Source organism: Pseudoduganella umbonata (genome assembly GCF_014192225.1).
Taxonomy (GTDB): domain Bacteria; phylum Pseudomonadota; class Gammaproteobacteria; order Burkholderiales; family Burkholderiaceae_D; genus Rugamonas; species Rugamonas umbonata.
The window spans coordinates 198436-218073 of sequence record NZ_JACHXS010000010.1; the positions used below are offsets into that span (position 1 = coordinate 198436).

Consider the following 19638-nt stretch of genomic DNA (forward strand, 5'->3'; position numbering starts at 1 on the left):
TTTTCCACTGACAAAAACAAAGGGCCACTGCGTATGTGGCCCCTTTCACTTCTATTGTTATTCGCGTTCGACTGCCAGCGCCACGCCCATGCCGCCGCCGATGCACAGCGAGGCCAGGCCTTTCTTCGCATCGCGGCGGACCATTTCGTGCAGCAGCGTGACCAGGATGCGGGCGCCGGAGGCGCCGATCGGGTGGCCGATGGCGATCGCGCCGCCGTTGACGTTGATCTTGCTGGTATCCCAGCCCATTTCCTGGTTCACGGCGCAAGCCTGCGCGGCGAACGCTTCGTTGATTTCCAGCAGGTCCAGGTCTTGCGGGGACCAGCCGGCCTTCTTCAGCGCCAGCGTGCTGGCTGGTACCGGGCCCATGCCCATGTAGGCCGGATCCAGGCCGGACGAAGCGTAGGCCTTGATGCGTGCCAGCGGCGTCAGGCCCAGTTCCTTGGCCTTCGAGGCGGACATCATCACCACGGCGGCCGCGCCGTCGTTGAGGCCGGAGGCATTACCGGCGGTAACGCTACCCTCCTTGTTGAAGGCCGGACGCAAGCCCTGCAGTCCTTCGAGCGTGGAACCGGCCTTGATGTATTCGTCGCTGTCGAAGACGATCGTGCCTTTCTTCTGCGGGATTTCCAGCGGCAGGATCTCGTCCTTGAACTTGCCTTCCTTCTGCGCCGTTTCGGCCTTCAGTTGCGACTGCAGCGCGAATTCGTCCTGCTGGGTACGCGAGATTTCATACTTCTTCGCGACGTTCTCGGCGGTGATGCCCATGTGGTACTGGTTGTACACGTCCCACAGGCCGTCGACGATCATCGTGTCCGTCAACTTCGCGTCGCCCATGCGGAAGCCGTCGCGCGAGCCGTTCAGCACGTGCGGCGAGGCGCTCATGTTTTCCTGGCCGCCGGCAATGACGATCTCGGAATCGCCGGCCTTGATCGCCTGGGCCGCCAGGAAGGTGGCCTTCAGGCCGCTGCCGCACACCTTGTTGATCGTGTAGCCGGGAATCGCGTTCGGCAGGCCGGACTTGATCACCGCCTGGCGGCCCGGGTTCTGGCCCACGCCAGCCGTCAGTACCTGGCCCAGGATCACTTCGCTGATCAGGTTCGGATCGATGCCGGTCTGCGCGAGCAGGCCTTTGATTACATGCGCACCCAGGTCGGCTGCGGGGATCTTGGCCAGGCTTCCGCCGAATTTGCCGACCGCGGTACGGGCCGCGGCAACGATGACTACGTCTTCCATGTACTTTCTCCTATGTGCCAGCGAATAGAAACTAAATTGGAAACCAAATTAGAAACCAAATTAGGAACTAAGCCAGCAGGGTTGTCGAAGCGCTACTACATTTCATTCTATAGGGTTGCGAGGCAAGCTACCAGCGAAGTCGCGGCTGAGTTCGCCTAAGCGATGCTGGGCCGTGTTGGCCACGCCGGCCACTTGCCGGCCATACCGCTGAGCACGTTCCAGTGCCTGCTGGGATTGCGATGCCGTCAGGCAGACCAGGTCGCGGGGCTCGCGCACGAACAGCAGTCCGTTTGAAACGGTACTGGCTGCCGCCATGCCTTCACGCGTGGCATGCACGTTCAGCTCGACCAGGCTGGCGCCGCTTTCAAAGGCTGCCCGCATCAGGGCGTTGCAGCCGGCGAGCTGCGTTTCGGCGAAGGTGCGGCCAGCATTGACGAACTCGGCTGGCAGCGCGGTCGGCAGTTCCGCTGGAAACGGCGTCGAAAGCGGGACCGGGAAACTGGCCGGGAACGGAACTGAAAAAGGAACCGAAAAAGGAGCCGAAAGCGTGGTCGGCCACGCGCTGAAGAACTTCGTGGGAAGCGTAAACATGAAGAGGCCCTTTCAGAAAACGGCTGTGCGGATACAGCGATATCGCAAAGGCTTTCATGCTAATTGGCAGAGCTTGATGGTTGTTTGATAAATATCAAACTCTGCGTTATGAGAGCAATTTAATACCGTCCAGCGATGCCGCGCACTGCTCGCGGATCACCTTCACGAAGTCCGCTACATACGCCTTTTGCCGCAAGGCCTCCGGAACCGACACGTAGAGATCGCTCCACAATCCGTTTTCGTCGATGGGCCGTGCCACCACGTAATCGTAGTCGACGTAGTTCTTGATCGCCCAGTTCGGCAACGCGGCAATGCCGCGGCGGCTGGCCACGAGCTGCAGGATGGCCACCGTCAGTTCGGCCGTGCGGCGGGTGAAGGCCACGCCGGCCGGGCGCAGCACTTCGCGGATCAGGTCGATGCGCTCTTCCGGCACCGGGTACGTGATCAGCGTTTCGCCGTCGAAATCGGTGGCGGCGAGACGGCGCTGGCTGGCCAGCCGGTGTTTTTGCGCCATCACGGTGAGGATTTCAAAGCGGAACAGCGGGAACGTCGCGTACTGGGCGCTGTAGTCGGAGCCAATGACGAGGTCGGCACTGCCGGCGCGCAGCAGGTCGACCGGTTCGCTGTGGAAGCCCGATACCAGGTCGATCTCGACCTCGGGCCAGCGCTTGCGGAATTCATCCATTACCGGCATCAGCCAGTCGAAACACGTATGGCATTCAAGCGCCACGCGCAACTGTCCCTGGTCGCCCTGCATCAGCCGTACCACATCGCGCTCGGCCAGCTCGATTTCCGGCAGCAGCATGTCGGCCAGCCGCAAAAGCCGCGCCCCGGTGGCGGTAAAGCCGATCGGCACCGATTTGCGCTCGAACAGCGGCCCGCCGTAGCGGTCCTCGAGCAACTTGATCTGATGCGACAACGCCGATTGCGTAAGGTTCAGCAACTGGGCCGCGCGCACCAGGCTCCCTGCCGAGCGCAACGCGGCAAGCGTGCGCAAATGACGGATCTCCAGCATGGTCAATGAATATTTTTCATGTTAAACCGCAAAATGTTTCGTTTGGCTTATAGATGGCATTGTCGCACACTCTACTTCACGAATATTTAACTCTCGTGACATGAAAAACATTTACACGCACATCCCCGGCTACCCCCGCATCGGCGCCCGCCGCGAATTGAAAACGGCACTGGAACGCCACTGGCGCGGCGAACTGACGTCTGCGGAGCTGGAAGATGCCGGCCGCGTCCTGCGCGCGCGCCAATGGGCCCGGCAGCGCGACGCTGGCCTGGACTTCGTTACCGTGGGCGACTTCGCTTTCTACGACCACGTGGCCAACCACATCCAGCTGTTCGGCTGCGAACCGGCACGCTTCGGGTTCCAGGACGAAGCGGCCCTGGTCCGCTACTTCACGCTGGCGCGCGGCCGTGCCGGCGCAGGGCGCGACAATGACGGCGGCTGCTGCGGCCACGAGGGCCATCCTGGCCATGACAGCGGCAGTCCGGCGCTGGAAATGACCAAGTGGTTCGACACGAACTACCACTACCTGGTGCCCGAACTCGACGCCGGAACGCAGTTCGAACTCGCTTCCTCGCGCCTGTTCGACGAAGTGGCCGAAGCGCTGGCACTGGGCCACGCCGTCAAGGCCACGCTGATCGGACCGCTTACCTTCCTGTGGCTGGCCAAGGCCACCGACGGCACGCCGCGCCCGGACCTGCTGGACCGCCTGCTGCCGCGCCTGCTGCCAGTCTATGGCCAGGTGCTGGCGCGGTTGAAGGAACAGGGCGTGGCCTGGGTACAGATCGAGGAACCGATCCTCGGGCTGGACCTGCCGCAGGAATGGCGCAGCGCCTTCGACACCGCTTACTGGCAGCTGAACCAGGCCGGCGCGCCGCTGCTGCTGGCCACCTACTTTTCGCCGCTGGAAGAAAACCTGTCGCTGGCCTGCCGCCTGCCCGTGGCCGGGCTGCACGTGGATGGCGTACGCGCCGCGCACGAACTGGTCAGCGTGGCCGACTGGCTGCCGGTGCACAAGGTGCTGTCGGTCGGCATCGTCGATGGCCGCAATATCTGGCGCACCGACCTCGACGCGGCGCTGGCCACGCTGGCGCCGGTGCTGGAAAAACGCAATGGCCAGCTGTGGCTGTCCACCTCGTGCTCGTTGCTGCATGTGCCGTACACGCTGCAGCCGGAGACCGCGCTGGCACCGGAACTGAAGTCCTGGCTGGCCTTCGCCGATGAAAAGCTCGATGAACTGGCCGTGCTGCGGGCCGCGATCGAACGCCCCGCCGCCGCGGCGGAAGCGCTGGCGATCTCCCGCGCGGCCATCGCCGCACGCCGCGCCAGCCCGCGCGTGCACGACGCTGCGGTGCGGGCACGGCTGGCCAGGCTGCCCGCCGATGCCGCGCAGCGCAAGTCGCCGTTCGCCGAACGCCGGCTGCTGCAAGGGGTAAAGCTGGACCTGCCGCCCTTCCCCACCACCACCATCGGCTCGTTTCCGCAAACGCCGGCGATCCGCTCGGCCCGTGCTGCCTGCAAGCGCGGCGCACTGGATGGCGCCGCGTACGAAGCGGCAATGCGCGCGGAGATCGAACACGCGATCCGCCGACAGGAAGCGCTGGGGCTGGACGTGCTGGTGCACGGTGAAGCCGAGCGCAACGACATGGTCGAATACTTCGGCGAGCAACTGGCCGGCTTCGCGTTCACGCAGAACGGCTGGGTGCAGTCGTACGGCTCGCGCTGCGTGAAACCGCCGGTGATCTGGGGCGACGTGTCACGGCCCGCGCCGATCACCGTCGAATGGGCGCGCTATGCGCAAAGCCTGACGGCGTTGCCGGTGAAGGGCATGGTGACCGGGCCGGTGACGATCCTGCAATGGTCGTTCGTGCGCGATGACCAGCCGCGCGCCGACACGGCCGACCAGATCGCGCTGGCGATGCGCGACGAGGTGGACGACCTGCAGCAAGCCGGCATCGCGATCGTGCAGATCGACGAACCGGCGCTGCGCGAGGGCCTGCCGCTGCGCCAGGGCCCGCGCGCCGGCTACCTGGACCGGGCGGTGCGCGCCTTCCGCCTGGCGGCCGCGGTGGCGCGGGACGATACGCAGATCCACACGCACATGTGCTACGCCGAGTTCAACGATATCCTGCCGCAGATCGCCGCGCTCGATGCGGACGTGATCACGATCGAAACGTCCCGTTCGGCGATGGCGCTGCTCGATGCCTTCGGCAACTTCCGCTACCCGAACGACATCGGCCCGGGCGTCTACGACATCCACTCGCCGCGCGTCCCGGACCGCGGGGAAATGCTGGCGCTGCTGCGCCGTGCCCGCTCGGTCATCCCGCCCGGACAGCTGTGGGTCAACCCCGACTGCGGCCTGAAGACCCGCGGCTGGCCGGAGACCGAGGCGGCGTTGCGGAACATGGTCGAGGCGGCGCGGCAGATGCGCGCCGAACTGGCGGCCGAAGCACACGGCCGCGACAACGCTGAAGCCGCATGAATGCAGGGCCGGCAGGCTGTTCCATACGTGAAAATGCCTCACCGATAATTGTTTTTTGACAGTAAAATGCTCGGGCCCGGGCCAGCCCGAACTTTTTACTGTCGTCATGTCCAAAAGCCCGTTTCAAAAGCCCATCGAAATCAAGATTTCCACCGTTGTCGCCGTTTCCGCGATCCTGCACACGTCCGACCGCATTGCCCTCGATGCCGCCCTGCGCGGCATGACGGGCGGTGTCGAAGATTTTTTTGAAGGCGACCTGGCCGTCATCGACGTCGGCGACCTGGCGCCGGGGTCCGAACGCATCGACTGGCCCGGCACGATCGCGCTGCTGAAGAAATACCGGCTGAACCCGGTTGCCGTGCGCAATGCCCGGCCCGACATGGTGGCGGAAATCCAGGCCCTCGGCCTGTCGATCGATACCGGCAAGCGCGACGATGCGGGCACCGCCGCCGCCCCTTCAGCCTCGGCGCCGGCGCCCGCGCCAGTCCCTGCTCCCCCTCCCGCCGCCGTGCCCGTACCCGCCACGCCGGCCAACACGGGCACGATCATCATCGATACCCCGGTGCGTGCCGGCCAGCGCATCTATGCGCGTGGCGGCGACCTGATCGTGATGGCCGTGGTCAACAACGGCGCCGAGGTCATCGCCGACGGCAGCATCCATGTTTACAACACCCTGAACGGCCGTGCACTGGCCGGCGCCTCCGGCGACGCCAGCGCGCGCATCTTCGCTCTGTCGATGTCGCCAGAACTGGTGTCGATCGCGGGTGTTTACCGTACGTTCGAGGATGGTTTCCCTGCCGAGCAGGCAAAGCAACCCGCACAAATCAGGCTCAGCGGCGACAAACTGGATATACAATCTGTCAATTAAGGCAATTAAACAGGCAATGCGCCCGCGCCCCGCGCCTGAGCTTTCACACTAAAAGGATTATTCGTGGCAAGAATTATTGTTGTAACGTCCGGCAAGGGCGGTGTCGGCAAGACGACTTCCAGCGCCAGCTTTTCCACCGGTCTCGCGATGCGCGGCCACAAGACCGCCGTCATCGATTTCGACGTGGGCCTGCGCAACCTCGACCTGATCATGGGTTGCGAGCGCCGCGTCGTGTACGACCTGATCAATGTGATCAACAAGGAAGCCTCGCTGCCGCAGGCACTGATCAAGGACAAGCACTGCGACAACCTGTTCATCCTGCCCGCTTCGCAGACGCGCGACAAGGATGCGCTGTCCGAAGACGGCGTCGAGCGCGTGCTGGCCGAACTGATCGACATGGGCTTCGAATACATCATCTGCGATTCGCCGGCCGGCATCGAGCACGGCGCGCTGATGGCGCTGACGTTTGCCGACGAAGCCATCGTGGTGACGAACCCGGAAGTATCGTCGGTGCGCGATTCCGACCGCATCCTCGGCATCCTGCAAGCCAAGTCGCGCCGCGCGCAGTCCGGCGGCGAACCGGTCAAGGAACACCTGCTGATCACCCGCTACTCGCCGAAACGCGTGGAAGCCGGTGAAATGCTGAGCCATACCGACGTGCAGGAAATCCTGCGCATTCCGCTGATCGGCATCATTCCGGAATCGGAACAGGTGCTGCATGCGTCGAACCAGGGCAATCCTGCGATCCACTTCAAGGGCACGGATGTGGCTGAAGCCTACGAAGACGTCATTGCCCGCTTCCTGGGTGAAACCCGGCCTCTGCGCTTCATCGACTACGAAAAGCCGGGACTGTTCAAGCGTATCTTTGGAGGAAAGTAAATGGCACTGCTATCTTTCCTGTTCCCCAGCAAGCCGAAAACGGCCAATGCGGCGAAAGAGCGGCTGCAGATCATCATCGCGCGCGAACGCAATGGCCGCAGCGGTCCGGACTTCCTGCCGGCGCTGCACAAGGAACTGATCGAGGTGATTTCGAAGTACACGAAGGTGAACGCCGACGACATCAAGATCTCGCTGGACCGCCAGGGCAACCTGGAAGTCCTGGACGTGAACGTCGTCCTGCCGGACGCGTAAGCTGCTCCCCGGCGCATCCGGGCCGGCCGCCGCGCCGCCCCGGACGTCCCGGTGCCACCCGATCGCGCAAGGCGATTTGCCGGCGATGTTGCCTCGTCAATCGCGCAGGCCTTGCCAGGATCGTTCCCAGGCTTCCCAGGCCTGCCGCCGGTCCCCCCCGGCGGCAGGCCACGGTGCCGCGCCATAGTCGCTTCGTGCCGGCACTCACCTGCCTTTCGCCGCCCACAACTCTTCCACCACCTTCACGCACGCGTCCACGTGCTGGTAGCCGATCTGGCGAAACGCGAAAAAACCGATCGCCGCCGATGCCACCTGCCCGGCCAGCGGCACGATTTTCGACGCCTGCCTGGCCACCAGCTTCTTGCCGCTCTTCGCCAGCAGCTTAAACACCAGGTCGCGTGTAATCAGCTTGCCGACCAGCATGCCGCCCACGCTGACCGCCGCCTCATACGCGATCAGCCGGTACTTCGGCTGCAGCCGTTCGATCTGCGCCGGTGTCAGGCCGAATGCCGTATTGACTTCCTCGATCAGCTGCGTGAACAACTTCATGTCCGACACGATATCGATGCCTGGAATCGGCACTGCGGATACGCCGGCCGCCAGCGCGGCGCGGCGCCGCACGAGCCGCCGGCAACGTTCCCGCACCTCGGCAATATTATCTGAAGAATAAGGCAACAATTCCCAGCCGTTGTCCACGAATCTGTCTCCTAAAAAGTTGCCAAACAAAAAAGATCATTGAAAATGCCGTTTAAGCAGTGTACCGTGTAGCGACCGTGCAAACCGCACAAGTATAATGTCCACAAAGCAAGATTTGGTCAAATTAGTAACTGTTCGGCAAATCCTGTTATATTCGCAAGTGACCAAGCCTTACTGCCGTGCTTTAACCCACAGATAAGATGAGAATCGTAGTCCTTGATAATGACCGAAGCCAGACCGACCTGATTTCCCAGGTGCTGACTTCCGCCGGCCACGTTTGCCATGCCTTTCAAACAGGCAAGGAACTGCTCGGCCAGCTGCGCAGGGATAGTTACGACATGCTTATTTTCGACTGGCAGGTAACCGATATGGGGGGCACGGAGCTGATGCGCAAGGCGCGGGAAAAACTCCACGAGGATGCGCCGGTGATGTTCCTGACCACCAGTTCCGGCGAGGACGACATCGTCTCGGGCCTCGATGCCGGCGCCGACGACTACATGATCAAGCCATTGCGCCGCAGTGAAATGGTGGCCCGTGTCCAGGCGCTGTTGCGCCGTGCTTTCCCGGCGCAGAACGGTGCCGAACAACTGACTTTCGGGCAATATGTATTTGAAACCCGTCCGGGCCGGCTGTTAATGAATGGGCAGGTGCTGGATGTCACGCACAAGGAGTTTTACCTGGCCCTGCTGTTTTTCCGCAACATTGGTCGTCCGCTGTCGCGCGCCTATATACATGAGGCCGTGTGGATTCGCGAAACCGATGTTCCGTCCCGCACGATGGATACCCACGTGTCGCGCGTACGCAATAAACTGCAGTTGAAACCGGAGAATGGTTTCCGTCTCGTGCCTGTTTACAGCTACGGTTATCGTCTGGAAAAACTCGGCAATTAAGCATTAAAAAATGGCAACAGGTACCGGCTGGGACGATTTGTCTCATCCCGGCCCCGTGGCCCCTGCGCAGCCAATTGCCGTACATCAGGCTATAATCAATGCCTACGTCGTTGATTTTTCTGGAAATGCAACTCCTAGCCGTCGGCCTCAACCACACTACAGCTCCGGTCGCCCTGCGCGAGCGGCTGGCGTTCGCGCCTGACCAGCTGGGGTCGGCCGTGCGCGCGGCGCGCAACTGGTTCCAGCGCCTGGACGGGCGCGATGGCGACACGACTGGCCCGCTTCCCGGATTGCGCCCTGGGCATGATGGACGATGCGAGGCAGCCATCCTGTCCACCTGCAACCGTACCGAGCTGTATGCCGCCAGCGGTGCCGCCAACCCGCTCGACGCCGGCGCGCATTTCCTTGCCGATTTCCACCAGCTTAATTTCTCGGAACTGCGGCCACACCTGTACATGCTGCCGCAGCACGAGGCCGTGCGCCACACATTCCGCGTCGCATCGGGCCTCGATTCGATGGTGCTGGGCGAAACGCAGATCCTCGGCCAGATCAAGGATGCCATCCGCACGGCCGACGAAGCCGGCGGCCTGGGCACCTACCTGCACCAGCTGTTCCAGCGCAGCTTCTCGGTCGCGAAGGAAGTGCGCAGCACCACGGAGATCGGCGCGCACAGCGTGTCGATGGCGGCGGCGTCCGTGCGGCTGTCGCAGCGCATCTTCGACAAGCTCTCCGAACAGAACGTGCTGTTCATCGGCGCCGGCGAAATGATCGACCTGTGCGCCACCCACTTCGCGGCGCAGAACCCGAAGTCGATCACGGTGGCCAACCGCACGCTGGAGCGTGGCGAACTGCTGGCGCACCGCTTCAACGGCAAGGCGATCCGGCTGGCCGACCTGCAGACGCAGCTGCACCAGTACGACATCCTGATTTCATCCACCGCCTCGTCGCTGCCGCTGATCGGCCTGGGCATGGTGGAACGCGCGATCAAGGCGCGGCGCCACAAGCCCATGTTCATGGTCGACCTGGCCGTGCCGCGCGATATCGAACCGGAAGTGGGCAGGCTGAACGACGTCTTCCTGTATACCGTCGATGACCTGGGCAAGGTGGTCCAGGCCGGTATCGAAAACCGCCAGGCCGCCGTGGCGCAGGCCGAGGCGATCATCGAAACACGCGTGCAATCGTTCATGCACTGGGTCGATGACCGCGCCGTGGTCCCCGTGATCCAGGGCTTGCAGGAAAATGGCGAGGCGATCCGCCTGGCCGAACTCGACCGTGCCCGCAAGCTGCTGGCCAAGGGCGAAGATGTCGAGGCCGTGCTCGAAGCGCTGTCGAAAGGCCTTACGGCCAAGTTCATGCATGGTCCGCAACAGGCGCTGCACCGCGCCCAGGGTGCCGAGCGCGCCCAGCTGGCCGAATTGCTGCCCCAGCTGTTCCGCGGCCGCCGTTAGCGGCCCCCGCCTTTCTATTTGCCGCCGCACCGGTCCCGGTGCGATGACTACCCATACCAGAACAAGACCATGAAACCATCAATGCTGGCCAAGCTGGACCAACTCGCCAACCGCCTCGTGGAGCTGGACGAACTGCTGATGTCCGAAGGCGCCACGGCCAACATGGACAGCTACCGCAAGATGACCCGCGAACATGCGGAACTTGGCCCCTTGGTCGCGCTGTACAAGGATTACCAGGGCGTGCTGGACGATATCGGCGAAGCACAGCAGATGCTGGGCGACCCGGATATGAAGGAGTTCGCCCAGGAAGAAATCGACGCCGGCAAGGCCCGGCTCGCCAGCCTGGAACTCGACCTGCAGAAAATGCTGCTGCCGAAGGATGCCAACGACGAGCGCAACATCTTCCTGGAAATCCGCGCCGGCACCGGCGGTGACGAATCGGCGCTGTTCGCCGGCGACCTGCTGCGCATGTATACCCGTTTCGCCGAACGCAGCCGCTGGCAGGTGGAAATCGTGTCGGCCTCGGAAAGCGACCTGGGCGGCTACCGCGAAGTGATCGCCCGCATCGTCGGCAACGGTGCCTACTCGAAACTGAAATTCGAATCCGGCGGCCACCGGGTGCAGCGCGTGCCCGCCACCGAAACCCAGGGCCGCATCCATACGTCCGCCTGCACGGTGGCCGTGATGCCGGAAGCGGATGAAGTGGAGGACGTGCACATCAATCCGGCGGACTTGCGCATCGATACCTACCGCGCCTCGGGCGCCGGCGGCCAGCACATCAACAAGACCGACTCGGCCGTCCGCATCACCCACCTGCCGAGCGGCATCGTCGTCGAATGCCAGGACGACCGCTCGCAGCACAAGAACAAGGCATCGGCCATGAAAGTGCTGGCGGCCCGTATCAAGGACGTGCAACTGCGCGAGCAGCAGTCGAAGGAAGCCGCCACCCGCAAGAGCCTGATCGGCAGCGGCGACCGCAGCGAACGCATCCGCACCTACAACTTCCCGCAGGGACGGATGACGGACCACCGCATCAACCTCACGCTGTACAAGCTCGACATGATCATGGATGGCGACCTGGCCGAACTGACGACGGCATTGTCCGCCGAGCACCAGGCCGAACAGCTCGCCGCGCTGGGCGACTGAGCCTTCATCGGGAAGCCCTGGCCGGCGCGTGCGGGGCATGCTGGCGGAACGCCGGCGCGGCTTTGTGCGAGAATTGGCGCCTTCACATTCCAGCAACGTTACCGACAATGAAATCGCCGAGTCCGCGCACCGTTCTCCTGTCCACCGCCGCCGTCTGCCTGCTGCTGGTCGCCGTCGCGCTGTACCTGCAGCACGTGAAAGACATGCTGCCCTGCCCGCTGTGCGTGATCCAGCGCTACCTGTTCCTCGCCGTGGCGATCGGCTGCCTGATCGGCGCGTTCGGCCGCAAGCCGAAGCTCGGCGCGGCCATTGGCCTGGCGGCTGCAATCGGCGGCCTCGGCGTCGCCGGCAATCATCTGTACGTGCTGGCCAATCCCGGGTTCTCGTGTGGTATCGACCCGATGACGACCGCTCTCAACAAGATCCCCACCGCCACCTACCTGCCCTGGCTGTTCGAGGCCGATGGCCTGTGCGAGAAGGCGGATAGCTTCATGGGCCTGTCGGTACCGCAGTGGTCCGCCGCGTGGTTCGCCATCCTGGCGGCGACACTGGTCTGGGTGCTGGTGCGCCGCCAGGCATGAGCACGCTGGTCGCACCCGGCACCACGCTGGCCGCGCTGCAGCGCATGGCGCTGCTCGAACCCGTCGACCAGCGCATCCTCGTGTGCCATGCGCTGGGCATCACCCGCACGGCACTGATCACGCAATCCGACCGCATGCTGTCCGAAGACGAAGCGGCCCGCGTGTCCGCCCTCCTGGAACGGCGGCTTGCCGGCGAACCGGTCGCGTACATCGTCGGCAAGCGTGAATTCTACGGGCTCGACTTCACGGTCGGTCCCGGCGTGCTGATCCCCCGTCCCGAAACGGAACTGCTGGTCGAACTGGCGCTGGAGCGGCTGCCGCCGCGCGGCCGCGTGCTGGACATGGGTACCGGCAGCGGCGCGATCGCCGTCGCCATCGCCCATGCGCGCCCCGATGCGCAGGTGACGGCGCTCGACGTCAGCCCCGACGCCCTCGCCATCGCGCAGCGCAACGCCGAACTGAACGGCGTGTCCGTGCGCTTCCTGCACAGCGACTGGTTCGCCGCCATCGCCGGCGCCACCTTCGACCTGGTTGTTTCCAACCCGCCGTACATCGCCGCAGGGGACCGGCACCTGTCCGAAGGCGACCTGCGCTTCGAGCCCGCCGGCGCCCTGACCGACCATGCGGACGGCCTGACCGCGTTGCGCGCGATCGTCGCGGGAGCGCCGGCCTGCCTGGCGCCGGGAGGCTGGCTGCTGATGGAACACGGCTATGACCAGTCCGCCGCCGTGCAGGCGCTGCTGTCATCCCGATGTTATGACGACGTGCAAAGCTGGCACGACCTGGCCGGCATCGCCCGCGTGACCGGCGGCCGCGCCGGCACGGCCAGCCTGGGTTAGCCACCGCCCCGAACTGCCGATATCGCTTTGCTAAAATCCGCGAGTGGTGCCCGGAACCGGACGCGGTCGGGGCCCCGGCGTACGTGTTTTCACAATTTCGGTTACTCTCGCACCAATATTTTGGTCTGATGCACAGAAAGGAAAGCCAATTGTCCAATCTACTGACGCGCCGCCTGGCCCTGCTGGCCGAGGAACGGCACCGCGACGTGCTGCGGGGCGGCTTGCGTGGCATCGAACGGGAAACGCTGCGGGTGCAGCCGGATGGCCACCTGGCGCGCACGCCGCACCCGGCCGGCTGGGGCTCGGCACTGACCCATCCCGAGATCACCACCGATTATGCGGAAACGCTGGCCGAGTTCATCACCCCGGCAGAAGCCGACATTGCCACCACGCTGGACAAGCTGGACGGCATCCATCGCTTTGCCTACAGCAAGCTGGGCGACGAACTGCTGTGGAGCGAATCGATGCCCTGCCAGCTGCCGGCCGAACAAGACATCCAGATCGCCTGGTACGGCAAATCGAACCTGGGCACGCTGAAGCACGTGTACCGCCGCGGCCTGGCACTGCGCTACGGCAAGGCCATGCAGTGCATCGCCGGCATCCACTACAACTTCTCGCTCGACGAGCGCCTGTGGCGCATCCTGGCCGACAGCGAGCCAGGCGGCCAGGCGCTGACGCCGGTGGCATACCAGTCCGAAGCCTACCTGTCGCTGATCCGCAATTTCCGCCGCAACAGCTGGCTGCTGATGTACCTGTTCGGCACGTCCCCCGCACTGAACAGCAGCTTCCTGCGTGGCCGGCCGCACAAGCTGGAAACGCTGTCGCCGGACACCCTGTACCTGCCGTACGCGACCAGCCTGCGCATGAGCGACCTGGGCTACCAGAACGATGCCCAGTCCGGCCTGCGCCCCCATGAGAACAGCCTCGACAGCTATGTCGCGACGCTGACCCGCGCGGTCAACCAGCCCTACGAGCCGTACCAGAAGATCGGCACCCGCGATGCGAACGGCGAATGGCAGCAGTTGTCCACCAACGTGATCCAGATCGAGAACGAGTACTATTCGACGATCCGGCCGAAGCGCGTGATCCGCACCGGCGAACGGCCGATCCAGGCGCTGTGCAACCGCGGCGTGCAATACATCGAGGTGCGCTGCCTGGACGTGGATCCGTTCCAACCGGTCGGCGTGGGCCTGACGACCGGCCGCTTCCTCGATGCGTTCCTGCTGTATTGCGCGCTCGAGGAAAGCCCGGCGATTGCCGAAGAGGAAGGTGAAATCCTGGCACGCAATTTCGCCCGCACCGTGAAGGAGGGCCGCCGTCCTGGCCTGACGCTGACGCGCGATGGCCAGGAAACCACGCTGCGTGCCTGGGGCGAGGACCTGCTCGAACGGATCCGCCCCGCTGCCGAACTGCTGGACGCGCTGCGCGGCGATACCCAGCATGCGGACGCGCTGGCGCAGCAGGCGCCCAAGCTGGCCGATCCCGAACGCACCCCATCGGCCACCGTGCTGCGGGAACTGGCGGCGCACGGCAATTCGTTTACCGCATTCGGCCTGGCGCAAAGCAGGAAGCACGCGGCTTACTTCCGCGCCCATCCGCCGACCGCGGAACAGGAAGCGTATTTCGGCGCGCTGGCCGCCACGTCGGTGGCCGAGCAGGCCGAGCTGGAGCGCACGCAGACGGGCAGCTTCGACGACTACGTGAAAGCCTACCGCGCCAGCAACCTGTGCCCGAACCACGCCTGACGCGGGCCCTGCGTGCTGACTTTCTATAACGAACAGCACGGCCAACTGCGGCCCCGGCACGAACTCGTGCAGGGGCTCGCGACCCCGGGGCGCGATATGCCCGACCGCATCGACGGCATTCTTGCCGAACTGGGGCGGCGCGGGCTCGGGCGCATCGTCACGCCGCACGGCGTGCCCCTGATGTCGCTCGAGCGCGCCCACACGCCCCGCTACCTGCATTTTTTGCGCCATGCCTGGAGCGAATGGGCGGCCCTGTCGCCTGCCCACGCCCAGCGCGACGCGTTTGCGACCCATTGGCCGGTACGCACGCTGCGCGCCGACATCGAGCCGGACGACTTCGGTGCCCGCCTCGGCCTGTATTCGATGGACACCACCACGCCGCTCACCGCCGGCACGTGGGTAGCCGCGAAAACGGGCGCCGACTGTGCCGTCAACGCGGCGCACGCGCTGCGCGTGGGCGAGCGGGGCAGCTTTGCGCTGACCCGGCCCCCCGGCCACCATGCCGGCGCGGATTTCTTCGGCGGCGGCTGCTACCTGAACAATGCCGCCCTGGCCGCCCAGCACCTGCTGGACGATGGCTTGCAGCGCGTGGCCGTGCTGGACGTCGATTACCACCATGGCAGCGGTACCCAAAGCATTTTCCATGACCGGGCGGACGTGCTGTGCCTGTCGATCCACGCCGATCCGCGCCAGGCCTATCCGTTCTACAGCGGGCATGCCGACGAAACCGGCAGCGGCGCGGGCCATGGCTACAATGTCAACCTGCCGCTGCCGGCCGGCACCGCGCCCCAGGCATGGTTCACGGCGCTGGAGACAGCGTGCGTGCGGCTGTCGATGTACCGGCCCGAAGCGCTGGTGGTGGCGCTGGGCGCCAACACCTTTCACGGCGAGCCCCATGGCGGTTTCGGCCTGGGCGGCGGCGACTACCTGCGGCTCGGCGAACGGCTTGCCTGGCTGAACCTGCCCACCTGCTTCGTGTTCGAAGGCGGCAGCCCGCTGCGAGAACTGGGCACCAACGTCGTCAACGTGCTGGAAGGGTTCGAGACGGCGTTGTGATGTCACTTGTGATGTCACGACAATTTCACAATAAATCGCTTGCTATTGAATCGCTGGCTATGTATAGTTACTGCATGGACGACGCAAACAGCGTCCCAGGCAGCAGAAAAGCAAACGATACGTGCCCTGTAAATAGTGCGCTATTGAATCGAAAATTACTCAACTGAAAGGAACTGCATCATGTCGATCGAAAAAGTCCTGTACCGTGCCAATGCCAAATCCACCGGTGGTCGCGAAGGCCGTTCCGTGTCCAGCGATGGCGTGCTGGACGTCAAGCTGACGACGCCGAAGGAACTGGGCGGTAACGGCGCCGAAGGCACCAACCCGGAACAGCTGTTCGCCGCCGGCTACTCGGCCTGCTTCCTGGGCGCCATGAAATTCGTCGGCGGCCGCGACAAGATCGCCGTGCCGGCCGATACGTCGATCGACGCCAGCGTCGGCATCGGCCCGATCCCGACCGGCTTCGGCATCGAAGTCGAACTGAAGATCTCGCTGCCGGGCCTGGACCGCGAAACGGCCGAGAAACTGGTGCAGGCCGCGCACATCGTCTGCCCGTACTCGAACGCCACCCGCGGCAATATCGACGTCACGCTGACCGTCGTATAACGGCCCTCCCCGGCCACTGCCTTTACAATGCCCGCTTTATCCGGGGGCGTTGAAATGATCGAATGGCAGTGGCTGGAGTTTGAAAACATCCCACGCGGGGACCTGTACGAAGTGCTGCGCCAGCGGCAGGACGTCTTCGTGCTGGAGCAGACCTGCTTGTACCCCGACCTGGACGGCTACGACCAGGCCGCGCACCACCTGATGGCCTGGCAAACGGCCAACGGCGAACGCCGCCTGGTGGCCTACCTGCGCTGCCTCGCGCCTGGCGCCAAGTACAGCGAAATGTCCCTCGGCCGCATCCTCACGCCCGCCATCGCCCGCGGCACCGGCATCGGCCGGCAGCTCGTCGCCGAAGGCATCCGGCGCGCCGAACTGCAACACCCCGGCCACCGCATCCGCATCGGCGCCCAGCAGCGCCTCGAACGCTTCTACCAAGGCTTCGGCTTCACCACCGTCAGCGCCCCGTACGACGAAGACGGCATCCTGCACATCGACATGCTGCGCTAAAAGTTTCCTAACGCCGGGGTCAGACCCCGATTTCAGGAAATGTTTCCAAAATTCGGGGTCTGACCCCGGTTTTTGGCAACTCGGTCGCTGGAAATTGTTGCTAGAAGCTGACGATGAAGCGGGCGCCGTTGCTGACCGAGCGGGCGTAGCGCACGGTGCCGCCGTTGCCGTGCACGAGCTGGCGCACCATCGCCAGGCCGATGCCGCGCCCCTGCTTTTTCGTCGAGAAGAATGGCGTGAAGATGTGAGGGGCGAGGTCGACGGGCACGCCGGCGCCGTTGTCGCTGACTTCGATGCGCAGCCGCCCGCCGCGCCCCAGCCGCGCAACGATCGTGGCGCGCGGTGAAGCGACGTGCTCGGTTGCTTCGAAGGCGTTCTTCAGCAGGTTGATCAGCGCCTGTTCCAGCTGCCCGGGATCGACCATGACTTCCAGCGATGCGGGCTCGACGGAGAATTCGGCGCTGCCGCCGCGCGCCTGCCAGCGTGGCCCGACGAGTGCCGCCAGCCGCGCGAACAGCTGCCCCAGGTGTACCCGCTCGGGCCGCGCCTGCGGCAGCGTGGACAGGCTGCGGTAGCTCGACACGAAGTCGACCAGGCTCGCGGCGCGCCGGGCGATGGCATCGAGCGCGGTGGACAGGTCTTCGCCGGCATCGGCCGGCAAGTCCGCCGCCAGCTCGCCCAGCAGGTCGTGCGCGGTGCGCGACAGCGAAGCGACCGGCGTCAGCGAATTCATGATCTCGTGCGTCAGCACGTGCACCAGCTGGCGCCACGCATTGAGCGCTTCCGCTTCCAGCTGGCTCTCGACCGGCATCAGCGCCACCAGCCGCTGCGCGTGTCCCTGCACCGTCAGCGTGGAGACGGCCACCATTGCCCGCTCCAGTCCTCGTTCCGTATCGAAGCTGACCAGGCTCCGCTCATCCGCAGGCTGCGCGGCCAGCAGCCTGTACAGCGTTTCCGGTTCGCTGGCCCGCCCCGGCGCCACCAGCCGCCGCGCATTCGCGTTGAGCGGCACGACGGCATCCGGCCCGGACATCCCGTCGATGCGGAACAGCGCGATCGGCGCATGCTCGAGCCGCGCCTCCAGTGCCAGCACCGAGGCCGATGCCGGCCATGCGGAAGCGGCGGCCGGCGACTCTGGCCGTGCCACCGGCAGCCGCAATGGTTCCAGGCAGCGCCACGACACCATGGTGGCTGCCACGGCGCCCAGGGCGCACAGCACCAGCAGGCGCGGCGAATCCGTGACCGTCACCGCGCAGGCGGCAAGCCCGGCCAGTGCCGCGGCGCCGGCCATCACGCCGAGCCGCAGGCCCCGCTCAGATGCCATGCTTGTCCAGCTTGCGGTACAGCGCCGCGCGCGACACGCCCAGCATGCGCGCGGCATGGCTGATGTTGCCCTGCGCCTGCGCCAGCGCGGCGGCGATCGCCTCGCGCTCCAGCGACGACAGCGTGGCTTCCTCGCGCACCGCGCCTGCCGCCGCCGTCGCCACTGCCGCCACTCCCGCCGCCGTCTGCCCTGCCGTCGGAGCCATCGGCGCCAGCGCCGGCAGTGCAATCGCGGCCAGTCCGAAATCGTCGATCCGGTATTCGGCATGCGCCCCCAGGATAACGGCCCGCTCGCAGGCATGCCGCAACGCCCGCACATTGCCCGGCCACGGGTGGCCGCACAGCGCATCGACCGCCGCTGGAGCAATCGAACGCGCCGGCCGCCCATACTGCGTCTCGGACAAGGCCAGGTAGTGCCGTGCCAGCAGCGGCACGTCGTCACGCCGCTCGCGCAGCGGCGGCACGCGCACCACGATGGTATTGAGCCGGAACAGCAGGTCGGCGCGGAATACGCCGGGGTCGAACAGCCGCGCCTCGTCGAGATTGGTGGCGCTGACAATGCGTACGTCCACGCTCTCGGGCCGGTCGGCGCCTACCGGCGTGACCTCGCGCCGTTCCAGCACCGTCAGCAGCTTGGCCTGCGCAGCCAGCGGCATGTTGCCGATCTCGTCGAGGAACAGCGTGCCGCCGCGCGCGGCCTGGAAGCGCCCCGCGCGATCGGCCTTCGCGTCCGTAAACGAGCCCTTGCGATGGCCGAACAATTCGCTCTCGAACGTCGATTCCGGCAGCGCGCCCATGTCCACGGACAGGAACGTGCCGGCGGCACGGCGCGATTGCGCATGCAGCGCCCGTGCCACCAGCTCCTTGCCGACGCCGTTCTCGCCCAGCACCATCACGTTGGCCTCGGTGGGCGCCACGCCGGCGATCATCGCGCGCACCGCCTGCATCGGCGCCGAATCGCCCATCAGCCCGGACACGCCGTGCATTGCCGGGCCCGTGGCGGGCCGCCGCCGCGCCAGCGCCGAATCGACGGCCGCCACCAGCCGTGCGTTATCCCACGGCTTGGTGATGAAGTCGGCGGCGCCGCGCTTCAATGCCTCCACCGCCAGCGGCACATCGGCATAGGCGGTCAGCGCGATCACGGCCGGCGGCTGCGGCTGCCGGCGCAGCAGGTCCAGCGCGGCCAGGCCTTCGGCGCCATCGGTGCGGCCCGGCGTGAAATTGAAGTCGAGCAGCACCACGTCGGGCATGCCGCGCGCCAGCACGCCGTTCAGCTGTGCCGGGTCGTGCAGTACCGCCACCTCGCCGTAGCGGCGGCGCAGCAGCATGCGCGCCGCGTACGCCACGTCGGCATCGTCGTCGAGGATCAGGATCCGGGCGGTGGAATCGGACATGGAAGGCGCTTCGGCACGGTTGGGATCGGGGCATTCTAGCAGCAGCATTCGCGCTGCGGACAGGGCTTTTGCGAGCTGTCCGGAAGC

At 65.3% G+C, this 19638-nt stretch carries 19 protein-coding genes; 13 read left to right on the top strand and 6 right to left on the bottom strand.

Annotated features, from left to right (window positions below):
• Window positions 1-57 precede the first annotated feature (57 nt).
• The 3 genes from FHS02_RS23355 to FHS02_RS23365 form a co-directional block, all read right to left on the bottom strand.
• A complete protein-coding gene (locus tag FHS02_RS23355; RefSeq protein WP_137315551.1) occupies window positions 58-1236 on the bottom strand; it encodes an acetyl-CoA C-acetyltransferase in 1179 nt (392 codons plus the stop codon).
• 102 nt (window positions 1237-1338) lie between these two features.
• Window positions 1339-1827, bottom strand: coding sequence for a phasin family protein (locus FHS02_RS23360; RefSeq protein WP_137315550.1), 489 nt, complete (start codon window positions 1825-1827; stop codon window positions 1339-1341).
• A 106-nt stretch (window positions 1828-1933) separates the two neighbouring features.
• Window positions 1934-2842 carry a LysR family transcriptional regulator gene (locus FHS02_RS23365; RefSeq protein ID WP_137315549.1) on the bottom strand — a complete coding sequence of 303 codons (909 nt, stop codon included), beginning with the start codon at window positions 2840-2842 and terminating at the stop codon, window positions 1934-1936.
• A gap of 100 nt (window positions 2843-2942) precedes the next feature.
• Between FHS02_RS23365 and metE the strand changes: the two genes are divergently transcribed.
• The 4 genes from metE to minE all read left to right on the top strand — a co-directional run bounded on the left by metE (window position 2943) and on the right by minE (window position 7320).
• A complete protein-coding gene (metE, locus tag FHS02_RS23370; RefSeq protein WP_137315548.1) occupies window positions 2943-5321 on the top strand; it encodes a 5-methyltetrahydropteroyltriglutamate--homocysteine S-methyltransferase in 2379 nt (792 codons plus the stop codon).
• A 106-nt stretch (window positions 5322-5427) separates the two neighbouring features.
• Entirely contained in the window at window positions 5428-6189 is a 762-nt protein-coding gene (gene minC / locus FHS02_RS23375; protein ID WP_137315547.1) for a septum site-determining protein MinC, read from the top strand.
• 63 nt (window positions 6190-6252) lie between these two features.
• The gene (minD, locus tag FHS02_RS23380) at window positions 6253-7068 is read left to right on the top strand and encodes a septum site-determining protein MinD (protein ID WP_137315546.1); all 816 of its coding nucleotides are present in this window, start codon (window positions 6253-6255) and stop codon (window positions 7066-7068) included.
• Window positions 7069-7320: a cell division topological specificity factor MinE gene (minE, locus tag FHS02_RS23385; protein ID WP_131148321.1), complete on the top strand. Its 252-nt coding sequence runs from the start codon at window positions 7069-7071 to the stop codon at window positions 7318-7320.
• Window positions 7321-7524: 204 nt separating this feature from the next.
• On the opposite strand, the gene FHS02_RS23390 is transcribed toward minE, so the two are convergent.
• Window positions 7525-8016 carry a hypothetical protein gene (locus FHS02_RS23390; RefSeq protein WP_229422294.1) on the bottom strand — a complete coding sequence of 164 codons (492 nt, stop codon included), beginning with the start codon at window positions 8014-8016 and terminating at the stop codon, window positions 7525-7527.
• Between the two features lie 200 nt (window positions 8017-8216).
• On the opposite strand from FHS02_RS23390, the gene FHS02_RS23395 reads away from it, so the two are divergent.
• The 9 genes from FHS02_RS23395 to FHS02_RS23435 all read left to right on the top strand — a co-directional run bounded on the left by FHS02_RS23395 (window position 8217) and on the right by FHS02_RS23435 (window position 16834).
• On the top strand, window positions 8217-8906 hold the full coding sequence (locus FHS02_RS23395; protein WP_137315545.1) for a response regulator transcription factor: 690 nt from the start codon (window positions 8217-8219) through the stop codon (window positions 8904-8906).
• Window positions 8907-9031: 125 nt separating this feature from the next.
• Window positions 9032-10354, top strand: coding sequence for a glutamyl-tRNA reductase (hemA, locus tag FHS02_RS23400; RefSeq protein ID WP_137315544.1), 1323 nt, complete (start codon window positions 9032-9034; stop codon window positions 10352-10354).
• 69 nt (window positions 10355-10423) lie between these two features.
• Window positions 10424-11500, top strand: coding sequence for a peptide chain release factor 1 (gene prfA / locus FHS02_RS23405; RefSeq protein WP_137315543.1), 1077 nt, complete (start codon window positions 10424-10426; stop codon window positions 11498-11500).
• A gap of 107 nt (window positions 11501-11607) precedes the next feature.
• Window positions 11608-12081 carry a disulfide bond formation protein B gene (locus FHS02_RS23410; protein ID WP_137315542.1) on the top strand — a complete coding sequence of 158 codons (474 nt, stop codon included), beginning with the start codon at window positions 11608-11610 and terminating at the stop codon, window positions 12079-12081.
• The gene (prmC, locus tag FHS02_RS23415; RefSeq protein WP_137315541.1) at window positions 12078-12920 is read left to right on the top strand and encodes a peptide chain release factor N(5)-glutamine methyltransferase; all 843 of its coding nucleotides are present in this window, start codon (window positions 12078-12080) and stop codon (window positions 12918-12920) included. Before FHS02_RS23410 ends, prmC begins: the two co-directional genes overlap by 4 nt.
• A 149-nt stretch (window positions 12921-13069) precedes the next feature.
• Window positions 13070-14665 (top strand): glutamate--cysteine ligase, encoded by a 1596-nt coding sequence (gshA, locus tag FHS02_RS23420; protein ID WP_137315540.1) that lies wholly within the window; start codon window positions 13070-13072, stop codon window positions 14663-14665.
• Window positions 14666-14677: 12 nt separating this feature from the next.
• Window positions 14678-15721 (top strand): histone deacetylase family protein, encoded by a 1044-nt coding sequence (locus FHS02_RS23425; RefSeq protein WP_137315539.1) that lies wholly within the window; start codon window positions 14678-14680, stop codon window positions 15719-15721.
• A gap of 180 nt (window positions 15722-15901) precedes the next feature.
• Window positions 15902-16327 carry an organic hydroperoxide resistance protein gene (locus tag FHS02_RS23430; protein ID WP_137315538.1) on the top strand — a complete coding sequence of 142 codons (426 nt, stop codon included), beginning with the start codon at window positions 15902-15904 and terminating at the stop codon, window positions 16325-16327.
• Window positions 16328-16381: 54 nt separating this feature from the next.
• Window positions 16382-16834, top strand: coding sequence for a GNAT family N-acetyltransferase (locus FHS02_RS23435; protein ID WP_137315537.1), 453 nt, complete (start codon window positions 16382-16384; stop codon window positions 16832-16834).
• Window positions 16835-16934: 100 nt separating this feature from the next.
• Here FHS02_RS23435 and FHS02_RS23440 read toward each other — a convergent pair whose 3' ends face one another.
• Both FHS02_RS23440 and FHS02_RS23445 read right to left on the bottom strand, forming a co-directional pair.
• Window positions 16935-18158 carry a sensor histidine kinase gene (locus FHS02_RS23440; RefSeq protein ID WP_137315536.1) on the bottom strand — a complete coding sequence of 408 codons (1224 nt, stop codon included), beginning with the start codon at window positions 18156-18158 and terminating at the stop codon, window positions 16935-16937.
• On the bottom strand, window positions 18148-19551 hold the full coding sequence (locus FHS02_RS23445; protein WP_137315535.1) for a sigma-54-dependent transcriptional regulator: 1404 nt from the start codon (window positions 19549-19551) through the stop codon (window positions 18148-18150). Before FHS02_RS23445 ends, FHS02_RS23440 begins: the two co-directional genes overlap by 11 nt.
• Between the last annotated feature and the right edge of the window lie 87 nt (window positions 19552-19638).

Excerpts from the sequence above, each read along its gene's own strand:
- FHS02_RS23355 (WP_137315551.1), bottom strand. The coding sequence starts at position 1,236 with ATGGAAGACGTAGTCATCGTTGCCGCGGCCCGTACCGCGGTCGGCAAA.
- FHS02_RS23360 (WP_137315550.1), bottom strand. The coding sequence starts at position 1,827 with ATGTTTACGCTTCCCACGAAGTTCTTCAGCGCGTGGCCGACCACGCTT.
- FHS02_RS23365 (WP_137315549.1), bottom strand. The coding sequence starts at position 2,842 with ATGCTGGAGATCCGTCATTTGCGCACGCTTGCCGCGTTGCGCTCGGCA.
- metE (WP_137315548.1), top strand. The coding sequence starts at position 2,943 with ATGAAAAACATTTACACGCACATCCCCGGCTACCCCCGCATCGGCGCC.
- minC (WP_137315547.1), top strand. The coding sequence starts at position 5,428 with ATGTCCAAAAGCCCGTTTCAAAAGCCCATCGAAATCAAGATTTCCACC.
- minE (WP_131148321.1), top strand. The coding sequence starts at position 7,069 with ATGGCACTGCTATCTTTCCTGTTCCCCAGCAAGCCGAAAACGGCCAAT.
- FHS02_RS23395 (WP_137315545.1), top strand. The coding sequence starts at position 8,217 with ATGAGAATCGTAGTCCTTGATAATGACCGAAGCCAGACCGACCTGATT.
- hemA (WP_137315544.1), top strand. The coding sequence starts at position 9,032 with ATGCAACTCCTAGCCGTCGGCCTCAACCACACTACAGCTCCGGTCGCC.
- prfA (WP_137315543.1), top strand. The coding sequence starts at position 10,424 with ATGAAACCATCAATGCTGGCCAAGCTGGACCAACTCGCCAACCGCCTC.
- FHS02_RS23410 (WP_137315542.1), top strand. The coding sequence starts at position 11,608 with ATGAAATCGCCGAGTCCGCGCACCGTTCTCCTGTCCACCGCCGCCGTC.
- prmC (WP_137315541.1), top strand. The coding sequence starts at position 12,078 with ATGAGCACGCTGGTCGCACCCGGCACCACGCTGGCCGCGCTGCAGCGC.
- FHS02_RS23430 (WP_137315538.1), top strand. The coding sequence starts at position 15,902 with ATGTCGATCGAAAAAGTCCTGTACCGTGCCAATGCCAAATCCACCGGT.
- FHS02_RS23435 (WP_137315537.1), top strand. The coding sequence starts at position 16,382 with ATGATCGAATGGCAGTGGCTGGAGTTTGAAAACATCCCACGCGGGGAC.
- FHS02_RS23440 (WP_137315536.1), bottom strand. The coding sequence starts at position 18,158 with ATGGCATCTGAGCGGGGCCTGCGGCTCGGCGTGATGGCCGGCGCCGCG.
- FHS02_RS23445 (WP_137315535.1), bottom strand. The coding sequence starts at position 19,551 with ATGTCCGATTCCACCGCCCGGATCCTGATCCTCGACGACGATGCCGAC.